The sequence below is a fragment of the Hominifimenecus sp. rT4P-3 genome, from assembly GCF_051055405.1.
Lineage (GTDB): Bacteria > Bacillota > Clostridia > Lachnospirales > Lachnospiraceae > Pseudolachnospira.
In genome coordinates, this window is record NZ_CP167068.1 from 1,266,322 (window position 1) to 1,293,277 (window position 26,956).

19 protein-coding genes are annotated in these 26,956 nt (G+C 48.6%); 15 read left to right on the top strand and 4 right to left on the bottom strand.

Translation table 11 applies throughout. The annotated features are described in order from the left end of the window. Positions 1 to 12 precede the first annotated feature (12 nt). The 4 genes from hflX to ACCC71_RS05940 all read left to right on the top strand — a co-directional run bounded on the left by hflX (position 13) and on the right by ACCC71_RS05940 (position 5,279). The gene (hflX, locus tag ACCC71_RS05925; protein WP_434311498.1) at positions 13 to 1,248 is read left to right on the top strand and encodes a GTPase HflX; all 1,236 of its coding nucleotides are present in this window, start codon (positions 13 to 15) and stop codon (positions 1,246 to 1,248) included. A 124-nt stretch (positions 1,249 to 1,372) separates the two neighbouring features. Continuing rightward, positions 1,373 to 2,113 carry a serine/threonine protein kinase gene (locus tag ACCC71_RS05930; protein ID WP_434311499.1) on the top strand — a complete coding sequence of 247 codons (741 nt, stop codon included), beginning with the start codon at positions 1,373 to 1,375 and terminating at the stop codon, positions 2,111 to 2,113. Between the two features lie 99 nt (positions 2,114 to 2,212). After that, positions 2,213 to 4,606 (top strand): ribonucleoside triphosphate reductase, encoded by a 2,394-nt coding sequence (locus tag ACCC71_RS05935; protein ID WP_434311500.1) that lies wholly within the window; start codon positions 2,213 to 2,215, stop codon positions 4,604 to 4,606. A gap of 70 nt (positions 4,607 to 4,676) precedes the next feature. Next, positions 4,677 to 5,279 (top strand): HD domain-containing protein, encoded by a 603-nt coding sequence (locus ACCC71_RS05940; RefSeq protein WP_434311501.1) that lies wholly within the window; start codon positions 4,677 to 4,679, stop codon positions 5,277 to 5,279. Here ACCC71_RS05940 and ACCC71_RS05945 read toward each other — a convergent pair. The 3 genes from ACCC71_RS05945 to ACCC71_RS05955 are packed head-to-tail and all read right to left on the bottom strand — an operon-like array spanning position 5,276 to position 7,271. Then, positions 5,276 to 6,019 (bottom strand): DnaJ domain-containing protein, encoded by a 744-nt coding sequence (locus ACCC71_RS05945; RefSeq protein WP_434311502.1) that lies wholly within the window; start codon positions 6,017 to 6,019, stop codon positions 5,276 to 5,278. The two genes, ACCC71_RS05940 and ACCC71_RS05945, sit on opposite strands and share 4 nt — an antisense overlap. After that, positions 6,012 to 6,839 carry a DUF5685 family protein gene (locus ACCC71_RS05950; RefSeq protein WP_434311503.1) on the bottom strand — a complete coding sequence of 276 codons (828 nt, stop codon included), beginning with the start codon at positions 6,837 to 6,839 and terminating at the stop codon, positions 6,012 to 6,014. Before ACCC71_RS05950 ends, ACCC71_RS05945 begins: the two co-directional genes overlap by 8 nt. Positions 6,840 to 6,878: 39 nt before the next feature. Further along, positions 6,879 to 7,271, bottom strand: coding sequence for a hypothetical protein (locus tag ACCC71_RS05955; RefSeq protein ID WP_434311504.1), 393 nt, complete (start codon positions 7,269 to 7,271; stop codon positions 6,879 to 6,881). 287 nt (positions 7,272 to 7,558) lie between these two features. Here ACCC71_RS05955 and ACCC71_RS05960 point away from each other — a divergent pair, with 287 nt between their 5' ends. The 7 genes from ACCC71_RS05960 to ACCC71_RS05990 all read left to right on the top strand — a co-directional run bounded on the left by ACCC71_RS05960 (position 7,559) and on the right by ACCC71_RS05990 (position 19,176). Further along, positions 7,559 to 8,290: a tRNA threonylcarbamoyladenosine dehydratase gene (locus ACCC71_RS05960; protein WP_434311815.1), complete on the top strand. Its 732-nt coding sequence runs from the start codon at positions 7,559 to 7,561 to the stop codon at positions 8,288 to 8,290. 9 nt (positions 8,291 to 8,299) lie between these two features. Next, positions 8,300 to 9,160: a DegV family protein gene (locus tag ACCC71_RS05965; RefSeq protein WP_434311505.1), complete on the top strand. Its 861-nt coding sequence runs from the start codon at positions 8,300 to 8,302 to the stop codon at positions 9,158 to 9,160. Positions 9,161 to 9,238: 78 nt separating this feature from the next. Continuing rightward, a complete protein-coding gene (locus ACCC71_RS05970) occupies positions 9,239 to 10,360 on the top strand; it encodes a GNAT family N-acetyltransferase (protein WP_434311506.1) in 1,122 nt (373 codons plus the stop codon). A gap of 441 nt (positions 10,361 to 10,801) precedes the next feature. Next, complete coding sequence (locus ACCC71_RS05975) at positions 10,802 to 15,655, top strand: DUF7601 domain-containing protein (protein WP_434311507.1); 4,854 nt, start codon at positions 10,802 to 10,804, stop codon at positions 15,653 to 15,655. 152 nt (positions 15,656 to 15,807) lie between these two features. Further along, complete coding sequence (locus ACCC71_RS05980) at positions 15,808 to 15,945, top strand: hypothetical protein (protein WP_434311508.1); 138 nt, start codon at positions 15,808 to 15,810, stop codon at positions 15,943 to 15,945. A 163-nt stretch (positions 15,946 to 16,108) separates the two neighbouring features. After that, on the top strand, positions 16,109 to 17,779 hold the full coding sequence (locus tag ACCC71_RS05985; RefSeq protein WP_434311509.1) for a glutamine--tRNA ligase/YqeY domain fusion protein: 1,671 nt from the start codon (positions 16,109 to 16,111) through the stop codon (positions 17,777 to 17,779). Next, positions 17,779 to 19,176, top strand: coding sequence for a PLP-dependent aminotransferase family protein (locus ACCC71_RS05990; protein ID WP_434311816.1), 1,398 nt, complete (start codon positions 17,779 to 17,781; stop codon positions 19,174 to 19,176). Before ACCC71_RS05985 ends, ACCC71_RS05990 begins: the two co-directional genes overlap by 1 nt. Positions 19,177 to 19,286: 110 nt before the next feature. On the opposite strand, the gene ACCC71_RS05995 is transcribed toward ACCC71_RS05990, so the two are convergent. Next, positions 19,287 to 19,625 (bottom strand): hypothetical protein, encoded by a 339-nt coding sequence (locus ACCC71_RS05995; protein ID WP_434311510.1) that lies wholly within the window; start codon positions 19,623 to 19,625, stop codon positions 19,287 to 19,289. A gap of 308 nt (positions 19,626 to 19,933) precedes the next feature. Between ACCC71_RS05995 and ACCC71_RS06000 the strand changes: the two genes are divergently transcribed. The 4 genes from ACCC71_RS06000 (at position 19,934) to ACCC71_RS06015 (ending at position 26,953) form a co-directional block, all read left to right on the top strand. Then, positions 19,934 to 20,221, top strand: coding sequence for a co-chaperone GroES (locus tag ACCC71_RS06000; RefSeq protein WP_434311511.1), 288 nt, complete (start codon positions 19,934 to 19,936; stop codon positions 20,219 to 20,221). 15 nt (positions 20,222 to 20,236) lie between these two features. Then, positions 20,237 to 21,856, top strand: coding sequence for a chaperonin GroEL (gene groL, locus ACCC71_RS06005; protein WP_434311512.1), 1,620 nt, complete (start codon positions 20,237 to 20,239; stop codon positions 21,854 to 21,856). 202 nt (positions 21,857 to 22,058) lie between these two features. Then, positions 22,059 to 23,513 (top strand): IMP dehydrogenase, encoded by a 1,455-nt coding sequence (gene guaB, locus ACCC71_RS06010; protein WP_434311513.1) that lies wholly within the window; start codon positions 22,059 to 22,061, stop codon positions 23,511 to 23,513. A 113-nt stretch (positions 23,514 to 23,626) separates the two neighbouring features. Further along, a complete protein-coding gene (locus tag ACCC71_RS06015; protein ID WP_434311514.1) occupies positions 23,627 to 26,953 on the top strand; it encodes a DUF4214 domain-containing protein in 3,327 nt (1,108 codons plus the stop codon). The last annotated feature ends 3 nt before the right edge of the window (positions 26,954 to 26,956 follow it).

A 26,956-nucleotide genomic window follows, 5' to 3' on the forward strand; every position in this document is an offset into this window, starting at 1 on the left:
CAGGAGAAGCGAATGATCGAAATAAAGGAAGAGCAGGAGCGGGTGATCCTGGTGGGAGTTGCCACCGGAAGTATCGATTCCATGCAGGAGTCCCTGGATGAATTGGAAGAGCTGGTGGAGACTGCCGGGGCTGTGACATTGGAAAAAATGATTCAAAGCCGGGAGCAGATTCACCCAGGCACCTATCTCGGACGCGGCAAACTGGAGGAGGTTCGGGAACGGATTCAGGATCTAGGGGCCACAGGAGTCGTTTGCGATGATGAACTGACGCCTGCCCAGATGAAAAACATGGAACAGGCTCTGGACGTGAAGGTGATGGACCGGACGTTGGTGATCTTGGATATCTTTGCCAGACATGCAACGTCAAGGGAAGGGAAGATACAGGTAGAGCTGGCGCAGCTTCGTTACCGGGCAGCGCGTCTCGTTGGACTTCGAAATTCCTTGTCCCGGCTGGGCGGCGGTATCGGTACGAGAGGACCAGGAGAAAGCAAATTGGAGACGGACCGCCGTCTGATCCACGAACGGATTTCCTGGTTGAAACGGGAGCTGGAAGACGTCAAGCGGCACCGGGAGGTGACGAGGCAGCAGAGAAGCCGAAACCGAATTCCGGTGGCGGCCATCGTCGGCTATACCAATGCGGGAAAATCCACGCTGCTCAATGCGTTGACCGGCGCGGATATTCTGGCGGAGGACAAATTGTTTGCTACGCTGGACCCGACGACGCGGAGTTTAGAATTGCCGGCTGGCGAGGAGATTCTTTTGACCGACACGGTTGGCTTTATTCGCAAATTGCCCCATCATCTGATTGAAGCATTTAAAAGTACGCTGGAGGAAGCGAAGCATGCGGACATCATTCTTCATGTGGTGGATAGCAGCAGCGTACAGATGGATGTACAGATGTATGTGGTTTATGATACTCTGCGGGAGCTGGGTGTGGGAGACAAGACGGTAGTGACGCTTTTTAATAAGAGCGATAAGGTGGCGGAACTTCCTCATCTCTATGATTCCCATGCCGACGATACGTTGGTTATTTCTGCGAAGACGGGGCAGGGCTTAGACGAATTGAAGATTACGCTGGCAAATATTTTGCGGGAGAGAAAGGTATATGTACAAAAGACTTTTCCTTATGCAGAGGCAGGAAAAGTTCAGGCGATCCGGAAATATGGACAGCTGTTGTCTGAAGAGTATGAAGAAGACGGAATTCATGTGACAGGCTATGTGCCGGCGGAAGTTTACAACCGCCTTTAAATAGAAAACTAGAAGATAGGTGAAAAAGGATTGTTTTGCAACAAAGTGTGACGGTTTGTTGCGGGACTGTCCTTTTTTCTTTTGATAAAATAGGTGCATGGGGGCCGGTGAAAGAAGGAATGAAATGAAAGAGTTGTGGACGGTTTTGGCAGACCGGTACGAGCGGGTTTCTCCGCTGGGAGAAGGAGGAAACGGCACCGTCTTTTTGGCGAAGGACCGCAATTTAGAGATCTTTGTGGCGGTGAAGGCCGCGGTAAAAGACAACCCTCAGGCGGTGGAGGCTTTGGTAAGGGAGAGAGAAGTGCTGAAAGGATTGTGCCATCCGGGAATTCCGAGGGTTCTGGACTTTCGGGAGGGGAAAGAGCATTTCTTTTTGGTAACTGAGTGGGCGAAGGGAAAAAATCTGAAGGAAATCTGCAGCAAAGAGTGTCCGGAACTGGGACAGATTTGGGGATGGATTTTAGAACTTTTAAAAATTTTGGAATATTTGGAGCGTCAGTCGCCCCCTTTGATTCATGGGGATCTTAAACCGGAGCATTTGATTGCGAGCGCAGAAGGCAGGCTAATGTTAGTCGATTTTGGTTCCGCTTTTTGGCTGGGCCAAAATCCTTCTGGTCATGGTACCGAGGGGTATGCAGCCCCGGAGTTATATCCGGAGGAAGGGCAGACGCCGGGAATTGCCTCCGATCTATACAGTCTGGGCGCCTCTCTTGCCAAACTGGTTTCCGGAAGAAAACTTCCCTGGGTTTGGACCTATATCATTTGGAAATGTATGCGGAAAAACCCGGATAAACGCTGGAAAAATGCAGGTTTTCTTCGGCATTTTTTGATTGCTGGGAAATATTTCCATACAATAAAAGTATAAAAAATGGCAAGGAAATCACCATATCTTCCATTGGAAATGATTGACACATACTATATCTTGTGCTATAGTGTAGAGACAGAATTGATGGAGGATGAAGTCATGTTTCAAGTGGTGAAGAGGGATGGAGAGGTCGCAGACTTTAATCTGCGCAAGATTTCGGCTGCGATTCAGAAAGCGTTTGAGGCGACGGATAAGCAGTACAGCGAAGAGATTATGGAACTGCTTGCGCTACGCGTGACGGCGGATTTTCAGGAAAAAATCCGAGATGGAAAAATCACAGTAGAAGAAATCCAAGATAGTGTAGAACATGTATTGGAACAGACAGGCTACACGGATGTGGCGAAAGCATATATTCTGTACCGTAAACAGAGAGAAAAATTCCGGAATATGAAATCGACGATCCTGGACTATAAGGACGTGGTAAATAGTTATGTCAAAGTGGAAGATTGGCGCGTGAAGGAGAATTCCACGGTGACTTATTCCGTAGGAGGTTTGATTTTAAGCAATTCTGGAGCGATTACGGCAAACTATTGGCTGTCCGAGATTTATGATGAGGAAATTGCAAACGCTCACCGCAATGCGGATATCCATTTACATGACCTTTCCATGTTGACCGGTTACTGTGCAGGATGGTCTCTGAAACAGCTGATTCAGGAAGGCCTCGGCGGAATTACTGGAAAAATCACTTCCTCTCCGGCAAAACATCTGTCCGTGCTCTGCAATCAGATGGTAAACTTCCTTGGCATTATGCAGAATGAGTGGGCGGGCGCTCAGGCGTTTTCATCCTTTGACACTTATCTGGCGCCGTTCGTAAAGGTGGACAACCTTTCCTATGAAGAAGTGAAGAAGTGCATTGAATCCTTTATCTACGGTGTAAATACGCCGTCCCGTTGGGGAACGCAGGCACCTTTTTCCAACATTACGCTGGACTGGACAGTTCCCAACGATTTGGCTGAGATGAATGCCATTGTCGGCGGAAAAGAAATGGATTTCAAATATAAAGACTGCAAGAAGGAAATGGATATGGTCAATAAGGCCTTCTTGGAAATCATGATTGAGGGCGACGCCAACGGCCGCGGTTTCCAGTATCCGATTCCGACCTACTCGATCACAAAAGATTTCGACTGGAGCGATACGGAGAACAACAGTCTGCTGTTTGAAATGACGGCTAAATACGGAACTCCTTATTTCTCCAATTACATTAACAGCGACATGGAGCCCAGCGACGTCCGCAGTATGTGCTGCCGTCTGCGTCTGGATCTTCGGGAACTGCGCCGGAAGTCCGGTGGTTTCTTCGGCTCTGGCGAGAGCACCGGGTCCATTGGCGTGGTTACGATCAATATGCCGCGGATTGCCTATTTGTCTAAGACGCCGGAGGAGTTTTATCAGCGTTTGGACAAGGTGATGGATATCTCGGCCCGCTCCTTAAAGATCAAACGTCAAGTGATCACCCGCTTGTTGGATGAAGGGTTATATCCTTATACAAAATCTTACCTTGGAACCTTTAATAACCATTTTTCAACTCTGGGTCTGGTCGGCATGAATGAGGTTGGCCTGAACGCTGCCTGGCTGGGAGAATCCATGGCCAGCGAGAAGACGCAGGAGTTCACGAAAGAAGTGTTGAACCATATGCGGGAACGCCTGGTGATTTATCAGGAGCAGTATGGCGATCTGTATAACTTGGAGGCAACCCCCGCCGAATCGACGGCATATCGTCTGGCGAAGCATGACCGCGACCGCTGGCCGGACATCCGGACGGCCGGAGCAGAAGGAGATTCGCCTTACTATACCAATAGCTCCCACCTGCCGGTGGAATATACCGCCGATATTTTTGAAGCGCTGGATATCCAGGACGAGCTGCAGACCCTTTATACCTCCGGCACGGTATTCCACGCATTCCTTGGCGAGAAACTGCCGGATTGGAAGGCGGCGGCGAAATTGGTCCGCGTGATTGCGGAAAATTATAAACTGCCGTACTATACCCTGTCTCCGACCTATTCCGTCTGCAAAGAGCATGGGTATATCAGCGGGGAGCATTTTACCTGTCCGAAATGTGGAAAGAGCGCGGAAGTTTACAGCCGGATTACCGGTTACTACCGCCCGGTGCAAAACTGGAATGAAGGCAAGACTCAGGAGTATAAGAACCGCCGTACCTATATTATGGAACAGTCCCGGCTTCGCAGAAGCGGCGTGGCTGGAAATTATGTGACCATTGGCGCAAAGCCGGTGCAGGCTGCTAGGGTGCAGAATCCGGAGGCCAGAAAGTATCTCTTTACCACCAAGACTTGCCCCAACTGTCGAATTGCAAAGGAATTTTTAAAGGGAGAAGAGTATACTCTGATCGACGCCGAGGAAGAACAGGATTTGGTGATGAAATATGGAATCCGTCAGGCTCCCACCTTTGTTGTGGACGACGGACAGAATCCTAAGATCTATGTGAATGCCTCCAATATTCGTAAATACGTGGAGAATGAGTGCGAAAACGTAGAGTAAAAGAACAATTTTTGCAGGAAGAGAGACCGACCGGCAGGTACGGTCTCTTTTTTAAAGGAGGGAAGATTCAGTGAACGAACGGTTGAGAAAGCAGATGGATTTCATTCTGGAGATCGATAAGCAAAAAGAAATTATGCGCCAGACTTATTTAGCGGATGGGAGCCGGAAGGAGGGAGACGCCGAGCATGCCTGGCATATGGCCGTGATGGCGCTGCTTCTTGGCGAGTATGCGAAGGAGCCAGTGGATACGCTGCACGTCGTGTCTTTGGTGTTGGTCCATGATCTGGTGGAGATTGACGCAGGCGATACCTACGCTTATGATTCGGCGGGAAATACGACGAAGAAGGAACGGGAAGAAAAAGCCGCCAGTCGGATTTTTGGAATCTTACCTGACGATCAGGCAGAACAGCTTCGCGGGCTTTGGGAAGAATTTGAACGAATGGACACACCGGAATCCCGTTTTGCCAACGCTCTGGATAAAATTCAGCCCATTCTCTTAAACGCTGCGTCCAATGGACGTTCCTGGAGCGAACATGGTGTCTGTGAAGGTCAGATTTTGCGTCGAAACTGCCGCACGCCGGAGGGGGCGCCGGAACTTTGGGATTATGCGAAAAGTCTGATCGATGCTTTTGTGGAAAAAGGGATCATAAAAAAAGACGGTTTTTCCTGCTAACAGCAGAAAAACCGTCCGTAGCCGCTGCAGCAGAGCTGTAAAGCACAGATACTGCAGCAGAGTGTATTGCAATCCATAGCGGAGCGTCCGCCATATCTTTGTCCTTGTTGTTGATACCAGCGTCCGCCGGATTGGAGCTGCTGCACCAGCATTTGATATTCTGGATTGTCCGGTTCCATGGCGAGCGCTTGCTTCGCATAGGAGAGGGCGTTTACATTATTTCCCATTCCATTGTGGCAGATGGCGCAAAAATAGTACCATCGTGCCGGCCGATCTTTCATACTATCTAGGACGTTTAATGCCTCTTCATAGTGACGGGCATTGATATAATTGGCGGCAGCCTGTAGCTTTTGACCGGTTTCACCGGTATATTGTTCCTGGCGCTGTTGCTGCTGGCCTCCAAAACTCCCCCAGAAACCGCCTCCAAATGGTCCCCAGAAACCGCCGAAGGGATTTTCTTCTTCGCTGCCGTAACTGCCTTGTCCATATCCTCCGTAACTGCTTTGTCCATAGCCGCCGCCGGAAGGACCTGCGTTTCCGCGATACCCTTGTTCCCGTTCGCGCATGATCTGCTCATAGGCCTGCTGGACATCTTTAAATTTTTCTTCTGCTTCTGCTTTGTTGGGGTTGTTGATGTTGGCATCCGGATGGTATTTTCGGCTGAGGCGGCGATATGCTTTTTTAACTTCGTCGTCGGAGGCTGTGGACGGGATGCCCAGCACCTGGTACGGATCAGACATGTTTCTGGTTCTCCTTGATTTTCTCGTACTTACTCCAAACGCCGGAATAAAGTACATTACGTAGTATAGCAGTATTTTTTAAAATAGGCAACCGTTCAAATGCCAGAGAACATTCCCCCATCATCATGGTTAGGATGTCTTCTGCGTTTTTCTGGAAATCAGGCTGGTGCGCCATCTCTGCCCAAGGATTGTAGAGGCCGTCTTTCCGGTCCTTTTCCAAATCGTCGAGAGCGTCCATCAGGTAGATAAACTTTCCGAGGAAAAAAGCCATTCGCCGTAAGATCGGAGCCCAGGAATCTTCTTGATATACAAAGATTTCTCCTAACATTTCTCCAGTCAGCCCCGATACGTAGTCAAGATCGGTGGAGCTTTCCTGCTCACAGCGGGAAAGGCGGCGCAGATAGCGGCATACCGCGGCTGTTTGGCGGGGGTATTGCTTTTTGATTCGTCTGACTGCCGGGCGGAGGGCGATCGCCAGGATTCTGCTTTTAACGCTGCGTTCATCCCTCCAGTTATCCAGCAAATTGTAATAGGATAGGAGAAGATTCATGGCGGCGGCGTAATCCAGATAAGGATTTTCATAGGTAGGATGCTTCACGGCAGGATGCAATAGACAACAGTGGCAAGTCCGCACGTTTTTCGGTTCGTAAAGCCCAGTCAGCAAGATGGCTAAAAAGGTCATATCATAGGAGAGCGTCAGTTGGGCGCGTTTTCCCAGCTGCTTTTTCAGCGCGTGGCACAAACCGCAGTAATAAGCCCGATAGGTATCAAAATCTTTTACCAGAAGCTCCGGTTTATTTACGGTAATGTATCCGAACATAGCTGGTATCTCCCTTCATAGTTTCCTTTGTTTTGCGCGTTAGGTACGTTTAATGAATTCGCAGCGGCATTTCGGGCAGGTGATGGAAATTTTTCCTTTTCCGCGGGGAACGCGGACCTTCTGATGGCAGGAGGGGCAATGGTAGATACGAAAATTTTTGTCCTGAGCCGATGTGCGTGTACCCCGAAAAATCCCGGTGACTTTTCTGCGCAGTTCTAAATATTTTAAATTTTCCCGGTATCGTTTGTTGTGATCGCGAGACAGCACGCGGTAATAATTCCAAACTAAAAGAACCAGCGTCAGCCAATACCATAGGCGGCCGCGGAGAATCATGTATAAAATGAGGGTGACAATACCGCATCCCATGATAAAACGGGAAAGCTGGTCGGCGCCATACCGTCCCATCATGAATTGCCGAAATCTTTCTTTCATAACGATACCTCCCAAATCCTTTGCCCCATCGGGCTTGCTTCTTGCTTCCTGCTTCCTCTATTATAAAGGATAAATGTAATAGAAGTATAAAAACTTCAGAAAAATTTAAGGATTTTCTATAAAAATCTTTTCTAGTATACGCTATACTGAAACGGAATTCAAGAAGCCTATGGGAGTTCTTGAATAAAAATTTGTTTAAGGAAAAATTTGATTTGCCAGAACGGGAAAATCATGGTATGCTGATAAAATCTTAAATAATAATAAAGTAAGTATGAAAGGAATCTAAAATATTGGAAGAGTTTCTGCGGACAGAGCTTCTATTTGGGCCAGAGGCAATGGAAAAACTAAGCGCATGCCGGGTGGCTGTTTTTGGAATCGGAGGCGTTGGCGGTCATGCGGCGGAGGCACTGGCTCGCAGCGGGATCGGAGCGATTGATTTGATTGACCCGGATATCGTCTCCGTCAGTAATCGAAACCGTCAGATTGTGGCGCTTCAGAGTACCGTAGGCCGTTATAAAGTAGATGTGATGCGGGAACGAATCTTGGATATCAATCCGGATATAAAAGTACGGGCCATGCGGCTTTTCTATTTGCCGGAGACTGCGGACGATTTGAATTTGGGAGAATATGATTATATTGTAGATGCAGTGGATACGGTGACGGCAAAGTTAGAGCTGGCAGTACGGGCGAGAAAGGCAGAGACTCCGTTGATTAGCTGTATGGGGGCTGGAAATAAATTAGACCCTACGCGGTTTGTTGTGACGGATATCTCGAAAACGTCCGTATGTCCTTTGGCCCGTGTGATGCGAAGAGAGCTGAAAAAGAGAGGGATTTTTTCTTTAAAAGTAGTCTATTCTACGGAACCAGCTAGGACCCCGCTTCCTTGCGAGGAGGAAGACGGACGGCGGGCTGTGCCGGGCAGCGTGGCTTTTGTGCCTTCCGTGGCCGGATTGATTGCTGCTGGTGAAGTTGTCAAAGATTTGGTACAGGAAATATCGTTACCATTAGAAATGAGATAGGAGAGTAAAGTGAAAAGAAAAGTATTGATTATTGGAGACAGCACGTGTGATTTGACGCCTGAAATGCGGGAAAGGCTTTCTGTTGGATTTATGCCGCTGCCGGTGAATGTAGGCTCGGAACCGAGGAAAGACATGGAAAATGTATTTCCCCAGGAGATTTTTGATTATTATAAAAATACCGGAAAACTTTGTACGACTTCCGCGCCGAATTCCATGGATTACCACGAGTTTTGGAAACCGATTCTAGAGCAAAATCCGGATGCGGACCTGATTCATTTTCATATCAGTTCAGAGATGACCAGCACGTTTCAGGCTTCCTATACGGCATCCCAAGAATATAATAATGTATATTCGATTGACACGCGCAGCGTTTCGATTGGCGTGGCTCTTTTAATTCTGGAGGCTTGCGAAATGCGCGATCAGGGGATGAGCGCGCCGGAGATCGTGGAGTCGATTAATGCTATGAAGAAGCGAGTTCATGTCAGCTTTGTGGTGGAATCTATCGAGTTTTTGTGGAAAGGCGGCCGGTGCAGCAATCTTGCCGGGATGGGAGCCAGCCTTTTGAAACTGAGGCCGGGCATTGACATGGTAGATGGGAAGCTGTTAGCAGGAAAGAAATATCGAGGAAGCAACCCGTCTGTATATCGGAAACTGATGGAACAGGCGCTGGCAGGTCGGAAGGATGTGGACACCAGACGCATTTTTGTGGCAAATACTAGTTTCAATGAAGAGGTGAATGCACAGATTGAAGCGGTGATTCGGGAATGCCAGCCGGAGGTGGAGGAAGTGATCACTTTGCAGCCGGGGTGTTCCATCTGCGTACATTGCGGGCCGGGAACAATCGGCGTGGCGTATCTGACAAAGGAGTAAGCTTTTACGCTGGGAACCACGGACGGCAGTCGTGAATGGTTTTTCTCTGGGAAGAGAACGGTGAGGGAGGAAACGGTAATGCTAGAAGTACGGGAGGTGCAGACCCGGAGGGAGAAGAGAATCTTTACTGGATTGAATGAAAAGATGTATCGGAATGTACCTCAGGCAATCCCGGATATTTTATCTGACGAGAGAGATAATTTTGAACCAAAGAAAAATCCTGCTTTTGGGTTTTGTCAGGCAAAACGGTGGCTGGCTTTTCGAGACGGCGTGCCGGTCGGACGGATCGCTGGAATCGTAAACCAGGCAGCCAATGAAAAGTGGGGAACCAAAAGAATTCGTTTTTCTCGATTAGATTTTATCGATGATAAAGAGGTCTCAAAAGCTCTTTTGGAGACGGTGGAGAACTGGGGGCGGACGCTGGGCCTTACGGAAATCCATGGACCGATTGGATTTTGCGACATGGATCAAGAGGGGATGCTGATCGAGGGGTTCGACGAGGACGGCATGATGGTTACGATCCATAACGCGCCTTATTACCAGGAACATTTGGAAAGCCTGGGATATCAAAAGGACGTCGATTGGCTGGAGTTTCAGATTCAGGTTCCGGACCAGGAGTTGGAAACGCTGCGCCGCTTGCAGGAGAGGGCGTTAAAGCGTTATGGACTGCGCCTTGTGGAGCCAAAATCCCGACGGGAACTGAGACCATACATTTCCCGTGCGTTTGATCTTTTAAACCGTACCTATAACGGATTATATGGTACGGTACCCTTGACGCAGGGGTTGGTTCGGAAATATTATCAACAATTTATGCTGCTGATTAATCCGGCGTATGCAAAATTGTTGGTGGATGCACAAGAGGAGCTTGTAGGCCTTGGCTTTGCCGTGCCGTCCATGAACCGGGCGGTAAAAAAGAGCAAAGGACGCTTATTTCCTTTTGGTTGGTACCGAATTTTGCGTGCTCCGTTCCAGAAGGCGGAGGTACTGGATCTTTACCTGGTCGCTGTAGCGCCGGAATACCAGAATAAGGGGCTGGCAGCCGTGCTGCTCTATAGTATGACAAAAGAAGCCCGTAAGCGTGGGATTCGTTTTGCAGAGACGGGGCCAGAGTTAGAAGAAAATAAGCAAGTGCAGGGGTTATGGAAATTTTTTGAAACGCGGCAGCACCGGAGACGGAGGTGCTTTGTAAAAAACTTATAAATTGAGTGATTTTTTTCTCATTTTTCACCAATAAAAAATGAAAAAAAGATCGAAAAGTTAAGGAAATACTTGTTTTTCAAAAAAGCGAATAGTATAATCTTATCGTGATGTGCAGCTAAGGTGGTGGACATCATCTTTGTATATCCAGTCATGAAAATTACCGGCGTAGGAAAAACATGACTTAGGCGATGGCTAAAATGATATCGAGGTCAAAACTCGAACTTAGACATTTTCCAGAAGGAGCGGGACTGTGTAAGAATCGGATGTGTTATGTGGAGTGCGACATAGGAAAACAATATCAGGTTACGGAACAATGCCGAAATGCCGTCTTCTAATCGGAGAGAAAATTCCCATCTAGGAGAATCCCGATGAGAAGCAGCGAGGAAAAATTTTTTCTGGTTCAAAGATTTAAGAAGATATAAAGGAGGAAAAGAGAGTATCATGCGAAACAGAAAACGAAACTTGTCTAGAAAAGCACGCCGACGTATGCTGGCAATAGCGATGTGCGTATGTATGCTTTCTCCCTATTTGGCTGGTACGGTTCAAGCATTCGCACAGGAGGATACCGGTCTGTGTGAACATCATCCGGAGCATACAGCGGAATGTGGTTATATTGCGTCCGAAGAGGGGGCGCCTTGTCTCCATGAACACAATGATGAATGTAATTGGAACGAGGATAGTGAAGATACTACCTGCGCCCATGAGCATGACAGTGCATGCGGCTATGTAGAGCCAGTGATTGGGCAGCCTTGCGGATATGTCTGTGAAATTTGCAATCAAGAGAATGAGACGCAGGTTTCTGCTTGGGAATGGGTAGATGAGGAATCCTATTTGGTTTGGAATGAAGGAAGCAGCCAGTGGTTTCTGGCATTGCCCGGAGCGAGCGCTGAGAATCCTGTGACAGTAGATATTTTGACGCAGATGCTTCCCTCTCAAATCAGGGCTTATCTCGCGGATGGGACCGAACAGATGGTGGATCTGATTTGGGATTTCAGCTCTTTTCCGGAAGAGGGCGCCTATGAAGGGCGCTATTTGCTCCAAGCATCTTTCACTCAGGAATACATTCTGGAAGAAACCGAGATGCCCTTGGCGGTCACTTTGGATTTAGGAGGCGCGGAATTATACGCGCTGGACCCGACGATTTTGGAGAGCCACCAAGTGCAGGGGATCGATCCGGATGAAACAACGGTAAATTTATTTGATTATTGGGTTGACGATAGGGGACAGTCTCCGACGGCGCCCAATGGAGATATCCTGACAAAAGAGGCCGCCAAACATTGGCGGGAAGATGGCAGTAAGGCCAATTTTTCAGGACCAGATAACTGGAATAGAGGGATTAATGAAAACCATCTTCTGCTTTTTGGAGATGGGGTTGTCCACGGAGGACTCTGGAATAAAGGCGCGGGTGAAAATACGAATTATGGAAAAACCTATGCCGGTATGGAAAATATTGTAAAGCCCGTATTAAAGAACGGCTATCCGGAGATCAATATGGATGCCGCGCGGCAGAAATTGACGGGGAATCAGGCGGAAAGAGATTGGACGCTGATTAAGGACTGGAAATTATCCATCGAACAGACGGAGGATCCCAATTTTTCATATGCCAATCAGTCGGAGGAAGTGCAAAATCTAAGCGAAACCGTAATTGCCAATTGGGAAAATCATGCGGGGCAGAGCATTGGAGATGGAACGGAATCTTTGAGTTATCTGTTCGATCCGGAAAAAAATCATAGCAACAAACAGAGCTATACCAACGTGAAGGGTCTGTTCCAGTTGGATGATGAAGGCTATTACTATTACAATATGCGTGAGAATTTCGCCGAATATAATAAGGATGAGAATCGGTTCACGCTTTACGACGCTCCCGCTACCGTGCGTACGGATGGGGTGGGGAGCATCGGGAATTTCTTCCCTTTTAATAATGGTTCGGAAGTATTTAATGGCGTTGATGCGGATGGAAAGCTTACCAGCAGCGTCGCATGTTTTGGAAATACCATGAATCACCATCTGGGGATGACCATAGATATGAACTTCCGTCAGCCAACGGATGGTAAAGTCAATATTGGCGCCAAAGGCAAGGTGCCGATGACCTTTAAATTCGCAGGGGACGATGATATTTGGATCTTTATTGACGACGTTTTGGTCTTAGATCTGGGAGGCGTTCACAGCGAACTATACGGAACGATTGACTTTGCGACCGGGGATATCTATGTTGGCCGAGGATTCGGCGCCGCAGGAGACGACGGGATTCCGGAAGATCCTGCGGGAGCTAAAATGGTGACACATACTACTCTCCGGGATGTGTTCCGGGAGGCGGGTATGGAGGATACTCGTTTCTGGACGGGAAATACGTTTGCCAGCAATACGAACCATACGCTGAAGATGTTTTATCTGGAACGCGGGAACTATGACTCCAGCCTTGCGATCCGGTTTAACCTCCAGCCTCGGCTCTACCAGCAAATCAAAAAGGTAGATCAAAACGGCAATCCGATTCAGGGCGTGGAGTTTGAACTGTATGACGCAAGAAAAGTCGACGCCGGCACGGAAAACGCGCTTCTATGTACGAATGTACATGGCAGGACCAGCGAGGATCCGATCTATGTGGCTCAAGCCGGCAGCAATCAGCCGATCGCAACCCTAAAGACGGGAGCGGATGGCATCGCCCCTTTTGTCAGTTCGGAGACCTCCGCGAAAGATGGGGTAGCAGAACCCTTTAATTTTGCGGATCGTTATAATGAGGAAACAGGCGAGGGAGAATACTATATCCTAAAAGAACGCAACGCGCCGGCAGGTTATCGAACTTTGCCGATTGACGTTGTTCTGGAATATAATCCGGAAACGACCATGCTTTCTGTGTCCAACCGTTGGACGACCGGCGCCTATGCCAGCTTTATCTCTACGATCGCGGGAAACAATACGATTACCTACGGGCATTACAATCCTGCTACTGGGAATGTGGAGAGCAATCCGGCGAAACATGTTTCCTCCGAAGTACAAGAGAAGGGCCTCGTAGTGGCAATTCCCATGCTGATGATGCACCAGAGAACCCAGGAATGGGCCCCTTTGTACGGCGACAATGTAGAGGGATTTCAGGCGGTTTCCTATGATCACGACGACCCTGATCAAGTGGTTGACAATTGGAGGGGAGCGGCGCTGAAAGCCATTTTGTATCAAAGCGCGAAAACGGCTGCAGCCGCGGACGTACAGGACAAATCGTGGACTGCCGACTGGCATTTGACCTGGAATGCAGAGGAACGGCATTTGGAAGGCACGCTGAGCGATTTGCCAGGAAATGCGGCGCGTTACCGCTTAAATAATGCTGCAGATGCGGATATGCGCATGGAGTATGCGATGCTTACTCCGGAAGCTCTGGCGGCGGTGATGGGCGCAGATGCCGTATCTTCCGATCATCATGAGATGTATCTAGATTTGGGCCGTTGTGTCAATCAGTTGGTAAAAGAAAATGGAAAGACTTTAGATGAGGCGGTGGAAGAGATTGCCGGCCGCATCAAATCTGTTTCAGATGCCAGCACAGGAAGCGGATTTGGCTTCAGTTTCCTGAATGTGGATCAGTTTAATCGAAATTTCCGTTCCTTGATCTATGTCCCCAACGAGCAGAGAGAATTGCGGGTATGGAAAGTAGACCAGGATGGAAAATCCGTCAATGGCGTGACGTTTGCGCTGTATGATAATCCAGATTGCACGGGTGATCCGGTTTCTCAGGGGACGACCGCGAACGTGGACGGCCAAAATGGTATGCTGGTATTTGCTCCTTATAACAGCGAGCAGGATGGCTACGCGAAGATGGAGTGGGCCAATTCACTAAATACCGAGTACTATTTGAAAGAAATCAGCGCGCCTGCCGGATATCACCTGAATCCGACGGTGATTCCTGTGATCGTTGGTATTTATTCGATCTATGCCGACGCCGGTACAAAGGATGATGGCGTGACTGTGATGGCAGGAGTGGGTAAGCTGATTCAAACCATGGTCAAATATGCCCATGATGGCGATGTGAATATTACGATTCGGGATATCACTGCGTATGCTCAGGTTCAGGATTCCGGCAAGTTTGACTTGACGGGCTGGACGGATATGGCGCTGTCCGACACGAGCGGCCAGGTGAAGCGGAGCATGAATCTGCATTATAAGAGAAATGAGATGATCGATTATGGCCTCCACGATAAAGACGGCGGAAAGAACTTTTTGCCTTTCTTCGTTACCGATACCGGTTTTATTCGGACACGCGTGGAACAGAACAGCAGTGCGCTGGAACAGGATATGTATGAGGCGCTCAGCCAAACATATTGGGACGATTTAGGCAGCATCGATATTACCAGTTTGTTTAGCCTCCTAAATCTGGTCGTGGTGACGGATCAGATGGAGCCGGATACGCAGACAGGTGAGCTAGTGCTGAGCAAAAAGGTGGTTCATGCCGCCTCGGAGGACGACTATACCAAAAACTTCTCGTTTACCATCACTCTCATTGGCCCAGATGGGAAAAACCTAGAGGGAGAATATTATTTTTACGGTACAGACAAATCGGGATATATTGAGAGCGGAAGTACGATTCCTTTGCATCACGACGAGAGCATTACCATCCTTGGCCTGCCCGCTGGAACAAAATACACGGTGACAGAAGCCAAAGAGGATGGTTGGTACGCACATCCGAAGGAGGGATCGATAGCGGGAACGATCGTTGAGGGCAAGGTGGAGGAAGCAGCGTTTACGAACAGCCGGGAGAGCTGGAAGACTGGCAGTTTGAGCATCAGTAAAACGGTTACCGGAAAGGCTGGAGATCAGACAAAGGAATTCCACTTTATCGTAACCCTGGCTGGAATGGATGGCAGTGAGCTGCCGGACAGCTATCACTATACGGGAAGCAAAAGCGGAACGCTGAGAAGCGGCGATACGATTTCGCTAAAAAGTGGAGAGAGTATTACCATTGAACAGCTGATCGCGGGGACCGGGTATACGGTAACTGAGGTGGAAGCGAATCAAGACGGCTATGAAACCACTTCCAAAAATGAAAACGGAACGATTTCAGATGGTGAGGGCGCAGCGGTTGCCTTTACAAACCATAGAGATGCGGAAAACCCGCCTTCCCCGCCGGATGATCCAAATAAACCAGATAATCCGGGGCATCCCAACGTTCCGGATAACCCGAACTCTTCGGGCACGCCAAAGACCGGCGATAGCAGCAATCTGCACCTTTGGGTTTTGTTAGGCGTATGTACCCTATTGGGCGTATGTATGTTGTTTGGCCTAAAACAGAAGACAAAGAAAAGTAAATAAATAGGTGTCAGCAACGCCGGTAAGTAAGATGGCTTATCGGCGTTGTTGTTTTTGAACCCGTGCCTTGACGGAATTTCAACCAGCGTTTATAATAGGTAAAAAGTCTTTGTTGTTGGAAAAATCAAGAAAAATTACAAAAAGGGAACAGGGCAATGGAAGAAAAGGAACAAAAACAACAGGTGGAAAAATCCAAAGAGACCGATGGTCCGGTCAGTGAAAACTGGGCGGAAGAAGCCATGCAGGAATTGTTAGACTTTTGGGAAGAACAGGGCGTGTATATTCGAGAATAACCTTAGAAAAAGAGGATGCCGGCACTCGCGTGCCGGCGCGTTATGAAAAAAGTTTTGCTAGTTAACAAGTTCATTTGTTATAATTAGATATTAAAAGAGAATTGTGAAATTTTTTGATGGATTATGTGAACAAAATGTAAACTTTTCAGAGAAAGGGGAAACGATGGAGGAAAATACCGTTTCTAAGAATTTTATTGAACAGATGATTGACCAGGATTTGAAAGAGGGGGTCTATGACCATGTGCAGACACGTTTTCCTCCGGAGCCAAACGGATATCTGCATATCGGCCATGCTAAAGCGATCCTGTTAAATTATGATCTTGCAAAAGAATATGGCGGCAAGTTTAATATGCGGTTTGACGATACGAATCCGACGAAAGAGAAGCTGGAATTTGTCGAAGCCATTCAGGAAGATATCAAGTGGCTGGGAGCCGACTGGGAGGAACGGCTATTTTTTGCCTCCGATTATTTTGAAGAGATGTACGAATTGGCCGTCAAACTGATCAAAAAGGGAAAAGCCTATGTGTGTGATTTGACTCCGGATGAGATTCGGGAATACCGTGGGACTTTGACGGAGCCGGGAAAAGAAAGCCCGTACCGGAATCGCCCTGTAGAGGAAAACCTGAAGCTTTTTGAAGAGATGAAAGATGGCAAATATGCGGACGGGGAGAAGGTGCTTCGGGCCAAGATTGATATGGCGTCTCCTAACATCAACATGCGGGACCCGATCCTTTACCGGGTAGCCCACATGAGCCATCATCGGACGGGAGATCGCTGGTGCATCTATCCGATGTATGATTTTGCCCACCCAATTGAAGATGCCTTAGAGCATATCACCCATTCGATCTGTACCTTGGAATTTGAAGATCATCGCCCCCTATATGATTGGGTCGTGCAGGAGTGTGAGTTTGAGGAACCGCCCCGTCAGATCGAGTTTGCAAAGCTCTATCTGAAAGATACGGTTACCGGCAAGAGATATATCAAACGATTGGTGGAAGATGGAATCGTGGACGGCTGGGACGACCCTCGTCTGGTCAGCATCAGTGGGTTGCGCCGCCGCGGATATACGCCGGAGTCCATTCAGATGTTTGTGGACTTATGCGGCGTGTCCAAGAGCCAGAGCGTGGTGGATATTGCGATGCTGGAGTATTGCATCCGCGAGGACTTAAAGCTGAAACAGCCCCGGATGATGGCTGTACTGGACCCGGTAAAGGTGATCATTGATAATTATCCGGAAGATCAGATCGAATATATGGATGTACCAAATAACCTGGAGAACGAGGAACTGGGAAGCCGAACGGTTCCCTTTGCCAGAGAGCTTTATATTGAGCGGGAAGACTTTATGGAGGAACCTCCGAAAAAATATTTCCGTCTCTTCCCTGGCAACGAAGTACGCTTGATGAACGCCTATTTTGTGACCTGTCAGAGTTATGAGAAGGACGAGGACGGCAGAGTTTCCGTGATTCATTGTACCTATGACCCGGAGACGCGCAGCGGCAGCGGTTTTACTGGCCGTAAGGTAAAAGGAACCATCCATTGGGTGGCAGCGCCCACGGCTAAGAAAGTAACGGCGCGGCTTTATGAAAATATTGTGGATCAGGAAAAAGGGATGTTTGCCGAGGATGGCACGCTGAATTTGAACCCCAATTCTCTGGTGGTGCGGGAAAACTGCTATGTGGAACCCGCTTTGGCAGAGGCAGTGGTAGGAGATCGCTTCCAGTTTGTAAGAAATGGCTATTTTTGCGTGGATTCCAAGGATTCCAAGCCGGGAGAACCGGTATTTAACCGAATTGTGTCTTTGAAAAGTTCCTTTAAGATCGAGAAAAACGTATGATGGAATTATTGGTTCCTTTTGATGATAAATCTGCTCCTATATATGAGCAGATTTATCGCTTTATAAAAGAAGAGATTCAACAAGGAAGGATCTTGGCTCATACGAAGCTGCCGTCAACCAGACAGCTTTCTAAAAACCTTGGCGTCAGCCGCAGTACCGTGCAGTTGGCCTATGACCAGTTAACCGCGGAAGGGTATCTGGAACCGGAGGCATGCCGAGGATACTTTGTTGCGGAGATCGACGTCCTGCTTTCTATGGATGAAAAGGAAAGCGGATGCCGAGAGGCGAGCGTTTTGCCGGTAGAAGAAAAGGCAGAGAGGAAGATCGATTTTTCACCCCGCGGAATTGACCTGGATCATTTTCCTCTTCACACTTGGCGGAAGCTTTCCCGTGAAACCTTGACCATGGCCAACAAAAATTTGTTTACCAGCGGAGAGCCCAAAGGAGAGTTGGCGTTACGTCAGGCAATTTGCCGGTATCTGCAGTCGGCCCGCGGCGTTACCTGCTTGCCGGAGCAGATGATTGTTGGCGCGGGAAGCGAATATCTTTTGATGTTGTTGAATCAAATCTTGGGAAATCATAAGATTGCTATGGAAGATCCGACCTATAAGCAGGCGTACCGGGTTTTCCGGCGTCTTGGCCATCCGGTAGTCCCAGTCCCCATGGATAAAAATGGGATGGAAGTAGAGGCACTGCGTAGTTCCGGCGCAAAGATCGCGTATATTATGCCTTCGCACCAATATCCGACGGGGATTGTAATGCCGATTCGCCGGAGGCAGGAGCTTTTGAACTGGGCAGGGGAGGTCGACGGGCGGTATATCATTGAGGATGATTACGACAGTGAGTTTCGTTATCGGGGAAAACCGATTCCAGCTTTGGGCGGCTTTGACCAAAAGGAGAGGGTGATCTATTTGGGGACCTTTTCCAAGGCGGTGGCCCCGGCGATTCGAGTCAGCTTTTTGGTGCTTCCCAAACATCTCATTGGGCGATATCAGGAAAACTGTGGATTTTATTCTTCCACGGTATCCCGTGTGGATCAGGAAATACTGCGGCGTTTTTTGGAAGAGGGATATTTTGAGCGCCATCTGAATCGGATGCGGGGGATTTACCGAAATAAGCACGATAAATTGATTGGTGAATTGGAACCTTTGGAGGACCGCTTTCTTATTCAAGGGGATATGGCCGGTCTTCACGTGCTTTTGGAATCGAAACAAGGCCGGACGGAACGGGAACTCTTAGAAGCGGCGGAAGCAGCGGGCGTTCGAGTCTACGGTTTATCCTCCTATTTTTTAGCGCCAGATCAAAGAGAAAGCCATACAGTAATCTTAGGTTATGCCAATTTGACGCAGGAGCAGATTGAAGAAGGAATCCGGAAGTTGGATTTGGCGTGGAGATAAGAAATCTTTCATTGGCACAAAGGCGCGAAATCAAAGAGGAGCAAAATCATCGAGATCGATGGGTTTGCTCCTCTTTATGAACCTATGTTATTTGGCATGTTGGAAAAAAATCATTCCTTTATTTCATCCGCGATCTCTTCCGCAGTTTTGGTAACGGTTTCTTTGATTTCCCCGGCGGCGGATTTGACTTGATCGGTAACTGTGGAGGCTTTTTCCTTCATATCCTCCATGTGATCCTGCGCACACTCTTTGGCGTCGCATATTTTTTCCTTGGTCTCTTCTTTGAAATCATCGAAGAGATCTTTCAGGTCTTCTTCAAAAGTATCGCCATTTTCGTCTTCTTGCTCGATTTCCACTTTTAATTTATCTTTTTTCATCAGATAGGCAATGCCTCCTACGACAGCGCTGGTGATAGCGGTAAAGCAGACAAACTTTCCTAATTTCTTCATGGGAATATCCATCCTTTCCTAAATAAATTTCCATTTTTGGAATAAGGTACCTTGTTTTGCTAATTGAAGGTAGTAACATTGTAGTATAAATCTGGTGGATTGAAAAGGGGGAAAAGTAAAAAAACAAAAAAAAGAGAGAAAAACAGAGAAAACAGGATATATATATGAGGAAATGGGTAAAATATAGGAAATTAGGACGTTGCAATTCCTGCGTTAAATGAATAAGATATACACAGTAATTAGCACTCGACAGAAATGAGTGCTAACAGAGAAAGAAAAGATTTGGTAAGAACAGGAGGACAGATCATATGAAGTTATTACCTTTAGGCGACAAAGTCGTATTAAAACATGTGGCAGCAGAAGAGACGACAAAGTCCGGCATTATCCTGACCGGAGCTCCCAAGGAGAAACCTCAGCAGGCAGAGGTCGTTGCCGTTGGTCCTGGTGGAATGGTAGACGGTAAGGAAGTAAAGATGGAAGTAAAAGCTGGCGATATGGTTATTTATTCCAAATATGCCGGCACTGAGGTGAAACTGGACGAGGAAGAATATATCGTTGTGAAGCAGAGCGACATTGTTGCAATCGTAGAAAAATAAGGAGGCTGATTTATCATGGCAAAGGAAATTAAATATGGCGCAGAAGCAAGAGCTGCTTTGGAAGCCGGCGTTAATCAATTGGCAAATACCGTTCGCGTAACCTTGGGACCGAAGGGAAGAAACGTTGTTTTGGATAAATCCTTTGGCGCTCCGTTGATTACCAACGACGGTGTTACCATTGCGAAAGAGATCGAGCTGGAAGACGGCTTTGAGAATATGGGCGCTCAGTTGATCAAGGAAGTTGCGTCCAAGACCAACGATGTGGCCGGCGACGGCACCACGACCGCTACCGTTTTGGCTCAGGCCATGGTAAACGCTGGTATGAAGAACCTGGCTGCCGGCGCCAATCCGATCATCCTGAGAAAGGGTATGAAAAAAGCGACGGAGAAGGCGGTAGAGGCTATTAAAGAAATGAGCAAGCCGATCAGCGGCAAGAACCAGATTGCCCGCGTGGCTGCGATTTCTGCCGGCGACGATGCGGTAGGCGAGATGGTTGCCGAGGCTATGGAGAAGGTTTCCGGAAACGGCGTGATCACCATCGAAGAGTCCAAGACCATGCAGACCGAGCTGGATTTGGTAGAAGGTATGCAGTTTGACCGCGGTTATCTGTCCGCTTATATGTGCACCGATATGGAAAAGATGGAAGCAAATCTGGAAGATCCCTGCATCCTGATTACCGATAAGAAGATTTCCAATATTCAGGAGATCCTGCCGCTGTTGGAGCAAGTGGTTCAGAGCGGAAGAAAGCTGCTGATTATTGCGGAAGATATTGAAGGAGAAGCTCTGACGACATTGATTGTCAATAAGCTGCGCGGCACCTTTACCGTTGTGGGCGTAAAGGCTCCTGGCTACGGCGACAGAAGAAAAGAAATGCTGAAAGATATCGCTGTTTTGACCGGCGGTCAGCTGATCTCCGAGGAACTTGGCTACGAGCTGAAAGATGCGACCATGGATATGCTGGGTCGTGCGAAATCCGTCAAGGTAACGAAGGAGAATACGATCATTGTAGACGGTCTTGGCTCCAGCGAAGACATCCAGGCTAGAATCGGACAGATCAGAGCCCAGTTGGCAGAGACCACTTCCGAGTTTGACAAAGAGAAATATCAGGAGAGATTGGCCAAGCTGTCCGGCGGCGTAGCGGTAATCCGTGTCGGCGCTGCAACCGAAACCGAGATGAAGGAAGCGAAGCTTCGTATGGAAGATGCTCTGGCAGCTACGAGAGCTGCTGTGGAAGAGGGCATCATCACCGGTGGTGGTTCTGCTTATATCCATGCCGCTAAGGAAGTTGAAAAGATGGCAAAAGAGATGAGCGGAGACGAGAAGACGGGCGCAGAGCTTGTTTTGAAAGCTTTGGAGGCTCCTCTGTTCCACATCGCTGCCAATGCAGGTTTGGAAGGCGCCGTTATCATCAACAAGGTAAAAGAGTCCGCCGTTGGCGTTGGCTTTGACGTTTTGAACGAAGCCTATGTCGACATGATCGAAGCTGGCATTCTGGACCCTGCCAAGGTAACCAGAAGCGCGCTGCAGAATGCAACCAGCGTAGCTTCTACGCTGCTTACCACCGAGTCCGTGGTTTCCACCATCAAAGAGCCGAAGGCTCCGGCGATGCCTGACCCGGGCATGGGAATGATGTAATTCCTGTTTTTTATCAAATAAAAAATACGAGCCGCAGTTTTGCCGGAGTTGCTGGCAAGACTGCGGCTTTTTTGTTTCATAGGGCTTCTGACAACTGCCCCTAGAGAAATTTTCTCAGGTTTTTGTCCAGCTTTCTTGACATCCGCGGTTAGTTTTGCTACACTCGTAACAATACAATAGACGATAGAAGGAGAGCACGATAATGGGGAAGATTATTGGCGAAGGAATTACTTTTGATGATGTGCTGCTGGTGCCGTCTTATTCAGAAGTCACTCCCAATATGGTAGATGTTTCTACCCACCTGACGAAAAAAATCAAACTGAACATACCGATGATGAGCGCCGGTATGGATACAGTAACCGAACACCGCATGGCTATTGCTATGGCGAGACAGGGCGGAATCGGGATTATTCATAAGAACATGTCGATTGAGCAGCAGGCCGAGGAAGTGGATAAGGTGAAACGTTCCGAGAATGGAGTAATCACCGATCCCTTTTATCTTTCCCCGGATCACACGTTGGCGGACGCCAATGAACTGATGGCGAAGTTTCGCATCTCCGGCGTTCCGATTACCAGGGGAAAGAAGCTGGTCGGCATCATTACAAACCGCGATTTGAAATTTGAAGAAGATTTTACAAAGAAGATCTCCGAGTGCATGACTTCTGAAGGCCTAGTAACCGCCCAGGAGGGCATTACGTTGGAAGAGGCCAAGAAGATTTTGGCGAAAGCCAGAAAAGAGAAGCTTCCGATCGTAGATCAGGATTTTAATCTGAAAGGCCTGATTACGATTAAAGATATCGAAAAACAGATCAAGTACCCGCTGTCTGCGAAGGACGATCAGGGACGCCTGCTTTGCGGAGCGGCGGTTGGAATCACCGGCAATATGATGGAGCGGGTGGACGCTTTGGTCAACGCCAAGGTAGATGCCATCGTCATCGATTCCGCCCATGGTCATTCGAAAAATATTTTAGATGCGGTCCGTGCGATCAAAGCCAAGTATCCGGAGCTGCAGGTGATTGCCGGAAATGTGGCGACTGCGGAGGCGACAAAGGCATTGATTGAAGCGGGTGTGGATGCAGTAAAAGTAGGAATTGGCCCTGGCTCGATCTGTACGACTCGTGTGGTAGCAGGTATCGGCGTTCCTCAGATTACGGCGGTCATGGATTGCTATGAAGCGGCGAAGGCCAGCGGAGTTCCGATTATTGCAGATGGAGGAATCAAGTATTCCGGCGATATGACGAAGGCGATTGCGGCGGGAGCAAATCTCTGCATGATGGGCTCCATGTTTGCCGGCTGTGATGAGAGCCCGGGAACCTTTGAATTATATCAGGGAAGAAAGTACAAGGTGTATCGTGGCATGGGTTCGATTGCCGCGATGGAAAATGGCAGTAAGGACCGTTATTTCCAGAATGACGCAAAGAAATTGGTTCCGGAAGGCGTAGAAGGACGCGTGGCTTACAAGGGAACGGTGGAGGATACCGTATTCCAGTTGATCGGCGGTCTGCGCGCCGGAATGGGGTATTGCGGAGCTCCGACGATTGAGACTTTGAAGGAAAATGGCCGCTTTATCAAGATTTCGGCAGCATCCCTAAAGGAAAGTCATCCCCATGACGTGCATATTACGAAAGAAGCACCAAACTATAGTATCGATGAATAAATTGTAATAAGCAAAAAAGAAAGCACCAACTTTGTGTTAAGATGACGTTTGAGAAAGCCGTGTCAATGCAAAGAGCGGTGCTTTCTATGTGAAATGAGACGAGGAGAAGAAAGATGAGAAAGTGGTCCAGCCGAATCATATGTTTATTGCTTGCTGTCTTTTTGGCAGGAAATAGCGTTGTCTACGGCAGCGCGCTTCCAGCCGAATCGTCTATCATAGCGGAGGAAAGCAGCGCTTCGGAAGGAGAAACAGCGGAGGAAAGCATTCCTGAACCAGTTTCTTTTTCGGAAGAAACTTCCATTTCAGAAGAAACTGTGCAAGAGACAGCTTTGCAAGAAGAACGTGGTCAGGGAGATGAGTCGCAGGAACAAGCGTTGCAGGAAGAACTTTCCTGGACAGAAGCAGATACAGAGGAGATTTTAAGCCTGGAATTGGACCATTATGGGTCCACACAGAGCCTTGCGCTCTCCTCAAAGGGCGCCGCCCGTTCCATTGACAATGTGATTGTGTTCCTGCGGTTTCAAGATACAGGGGAATACATTACGGAGCAGAAAGCAGAAAACGTAAATAAAACCTTCAATCAAGATGAAAATTCTTTGAAGAAGTATTTGTCGCGTATTTCCTACGGCCGTTATCAGGTGGATACTTCCTTTTTCCCCCGTAATGCGGACGGAAGCTATTATTCGGTAGAACTTTCCCATACCAGCGACTATTTTAAAAAGCAGTATGTGAAATCCGACGGTACCCTCAGCGAAGGATATACCAGCGATCAGAGAATCGAAAGAGAGCGGGAACTGGTTACGGAAGCAATGACGGCAGTGCGCAGCCAACTGGATGCTTCTGATTTGGATTTGGATACCGATGGGGATGGTGTGATTGACTCCATCTCTTTTGTGCTGCCGGTTTACGGTGCATGTGGAATCGAAAATATTTGCCACGGAGATCTGCTTTGGCCGCATAAGATTGACTCCTGGATCAATGTACCAGTGAAGGGACTTTATGTCAAAACTTATACTATATTAAACCGGGGAAGCGAGAATATCGGGATTTTTGGCACATATAAGCGGTCTTCCCAGACGGTAATTCATGAATATCTGCATTCCATGGGCGCGCCGGATTTATATCGGGTTACAGACCAAAATGCGAAACCGATGGGTCCCTGGGATATCATGGATGGAGGCGGGATGGAGCCGCCGAATCTTTCCGCATATTATCAACGGGAGTTCTTTGGATATGGAGCGCCTCTGCAGGTGATTTCCGAGACAAGAAAGAATATCACTTTGGCCGCAGCTCAGTATACGGATCCCAATGAAGTGTATGCGATAAAGGTGCGTTCACCTCTCCGCGAGGATGCGTCCTTTATTATTGAGAACCGGCCGGTAGAATCGGGAAATACGGAACAGAAGAATGGGGGACTTTTGGTTTATCGCATCAACGAAAGCAAAACCGGTCCCAGCGCTTGGGATGGAAATGCGATGGGGCCGCCGGACTTTATCTATGCCTTTCGGCCTGGGGAAAGCGGGTATCATGTTGGCGATGGAGAGATCGGTTATGCTACGCTTTCCGCGGACAATGCGAAGGGTTTTACCTCTCTGGGAAAAGCGTTGGGGAAGGAAAACCCCGGCTATGACAGTGGGATTATTTATTATGCCGATGGAGCGAACAGTGGAATTATTGTGGATCATATCCGGAAAAATGCGGATGGGTCGATTACCTTTGATTTGACGGTGCCAGAGGCTTTAAAAGGAAACGGAACGGCGGCGCAGCCCTATGAGATCTATACGGCCAGCGATCTGGCGGCGATTGGGGCGGCACAGCGGGGAGAATGGTACCGGCTGATGAATCACCTGGATTTGTCCGGCAGCAATTTTCTTATGGTCCCCAGTTTTAAGGGGATTTTGGATGGAAATGGAAAAACCATTTCCGGTCTTACCGTCTCCGGCGATCTGAGCGCTGGCCTCGTGGAACTGTTGGAAGCAGGCGCAGCCATCCGAAATGTGACCTTTCAAAATCCAAAGGTTAAAGCTGGCAGTGGATATGCGGGGATTGTGGCGATGTCTTTTGGGGAGATTTCCGGCGTCGTGGTGGAGGGAGGCAGTATTTCTTCCAATAGCCGGGCAGGCGGGCTCGTCGGATTTTTGATGCAGGGCGGCCTCCTTGATAGCTGTCGGACGTCGGCTGTTGTGACAGCCCCTGAGGCAGGCGGGCTATGCTCCTATGTGCAGGAGTCTGAGATTCGAGACTGCTTTGCTGCAGGCCCGGTGAAAGGAACCGGAAGCAGTCCGATTTTAGGAGGTGTCTTTGCGAATGTAGTGGATGTCTCCAACAAAAGTATGGTTTTTTCCAGGGTGTACTGGGATGTGGCAGCTACCGGCCAGGAGATAACGGGACGTACTTGGATGGCGTCGTCTGGCAAGATCTTTTCTGGCACCACGGGTATCCGGATGACGTCGTCCTCTCTGGGAACCGTAGGGGATACCGGCTGGGCTTCGATTGAACGAAAAGGAACGCTTTCGGCGCCTGCGGGACGCTGGAGCAGTTCCGCGTCTAGGATTCTATCTGTCGGTTCTTCTTCCGGAAATTTGCAGGCATTGGCACAGGGCAAGGCCTCTTTGTATTATACCTTTTCCTTGGGACGCGCAACCTGTGTGCTGAAACGAGATTTTACGATTGCTCCGAAGCAAACGACGGGGACGACGCCTTCGGATCCTGTAGGAGATTTTGTCACCCGGCTGTATCAGCTAGTTTTAGGGCGGACGCCGGATGCTGGAGGATGGCGTTCCTGGAAAAATGTTTTGGTGGAACGCCGGGAAAGCGGAACGGGCGTTGCCTTTGGCTTTATCTTCAGTGAGGAATATAGACGGAAAAATACATCGGACGCCGACTATATTGAACTGCTTTATCGAACGATTTTAGGCAGGGCTTCTGATGCGGGCGGAAAGGCTTTTTGGCTGGAGAGAAGCGCCCAGGGGATGAGCCGCTATGGATTGTTCGCGGGATTTGCAAATTCGCAGGAGTTTCGGAATCTTTGTCAGAGATACGGTATTGACGCGGGTTCTTATACATCCCCGGAAGTGGTAGATCAAAATCCGGATGTAACGGCTTTTGTATCCCGTATGTATACGGTATGTCTGGGGAGGCGTTTTGATAAGAATGGGCTATATGATTGGACCGGACGTCTGCTTCGCCACGAGTTTGGCGGCGGTGAACTGACGAAAGGATTCTTTTTCAGCCGGGAGTTTATCGGCAAAGGCCATTCGGACCGTCAGTACGTGACTCTGCTTTATCGGACGATGTTTAACCGGGAACCGGATTCCACTGGCATGGAAGGATGGTGCCGGATATTGGCCTCTGGCGGCAGCCGGGAGGAAGTGTTAGACGGCTTTATTTACAGCCAGGAATTTGCCAAATTGTGCCAGAAATATGGGATTGAGAGGTAGGAT

Coding starts and splice junctions, on each gene's coding strand:
- ACCC71_RS05985 (WP_434311509.1), top strand. CDS start 16,109: ATGGAGGAAAATACCGTTTCTAAGAATTTTATTGAACAGATGATTGAC.
- ACCC71_RS05990 (WP_434311816.1), top strand. CDS start 17,779: ATGGAATTATTGGTTCCTTTTGATGATAAATCTGCTCCTATATATGAG.
- ACCC71_RS05935 (WP_434311500.1), top strand. CDS start 2,213: ATGTTTCAAGTGGTGAAGAGGGATGGAGAGGTCGCAGACTTTAATCTG.
- groL (WP_434311512.1), top strand. CDS start 20,237: ATGGCAAAGGAAATTAAATATGGCGCAGAAGCAAGAGCTGCTTTGGAA.
- ACCC71_RS05950 (WP_434311503.1), bottom strand. CDS start 6,839: ATGTTCGGATACATTACCGTAAATAAACCGGAGCTTCTGGTAAAAGAT.
- ACCC71_RS06015 (WP_434311514.1), top strand. CDS start 23,627: ATGAGAAAGTGGTCCAGCCGAATCATATGTTTATTGCTTGCTGTCTTT.
- ACCC71_RS05975 (WP_434311507.1), top strand. CDS start 10,802: ATGCGAAACAGAAAACGAAACTTGTCTAGAAAAGCACGCCGACGTATG.
- ACCC71_RS05955 (WP_434311504.1), bottom strand. CDS start 7,271: ATGAAAGAAAGATTTCGGCAATTCATGATGGGACGGTATGGCGCCGAC.
- hflX (WP_434311498.1), top strand. CDS start 13: ATGATCGAAATAAAGGAAGAGCAGGAGCGGGTGATCCTGGTGGGAGTT.
- ACCC71_RS05995 (WP_434311510.1), bottom strand. CDS start 19,625: ATGAAGAAATTAGGAAAGTTTGTCTGCTTTACCGCTATCACCAGCGCT.
- guaB (WP_434311513.1), top strand. CDS start 22,059: ATGGGGAAGATTATTGGCGAAGGAATTACTTTTGATGATGTGCTGCTG.
- ACCC71_RS05980 (WP_434311508.1), top strand. CDS start 15,808: ATGGAAGAAAAGGAACAAAAACAACAGGTGGAAAAATCCAAAGAGACC.
- ACCC71_RS05970 (WP_434311506.1), top strand. CDS start 9,239: ATGCTAGAAGTACGGGAGGTGCAGACCCGGAGGGAGAAGAGAATCTTT.
- ACCC71_RS05930 (WP_434311499.1), top strand. CDS start 1,373: ATGAAAGAGTTGTGGACGGTTTTGGCAGACCGGTACGAGCGGGTTTCT.
- ACCC71_RS06000 (WP_434311511.1), top strand. CDS start 19,934: ATGAAGTTATTACCTTTAGGCGACAAAGTCGTATTAAAACATGTGGCA.
- ACCC71_RS05945 (WP_434311502.1), bottom strand. CDS start 6,019: ATGTCTGATCCGTACCAGGTGCTGGGCATCCCGTCCACAGCCTCCGAC.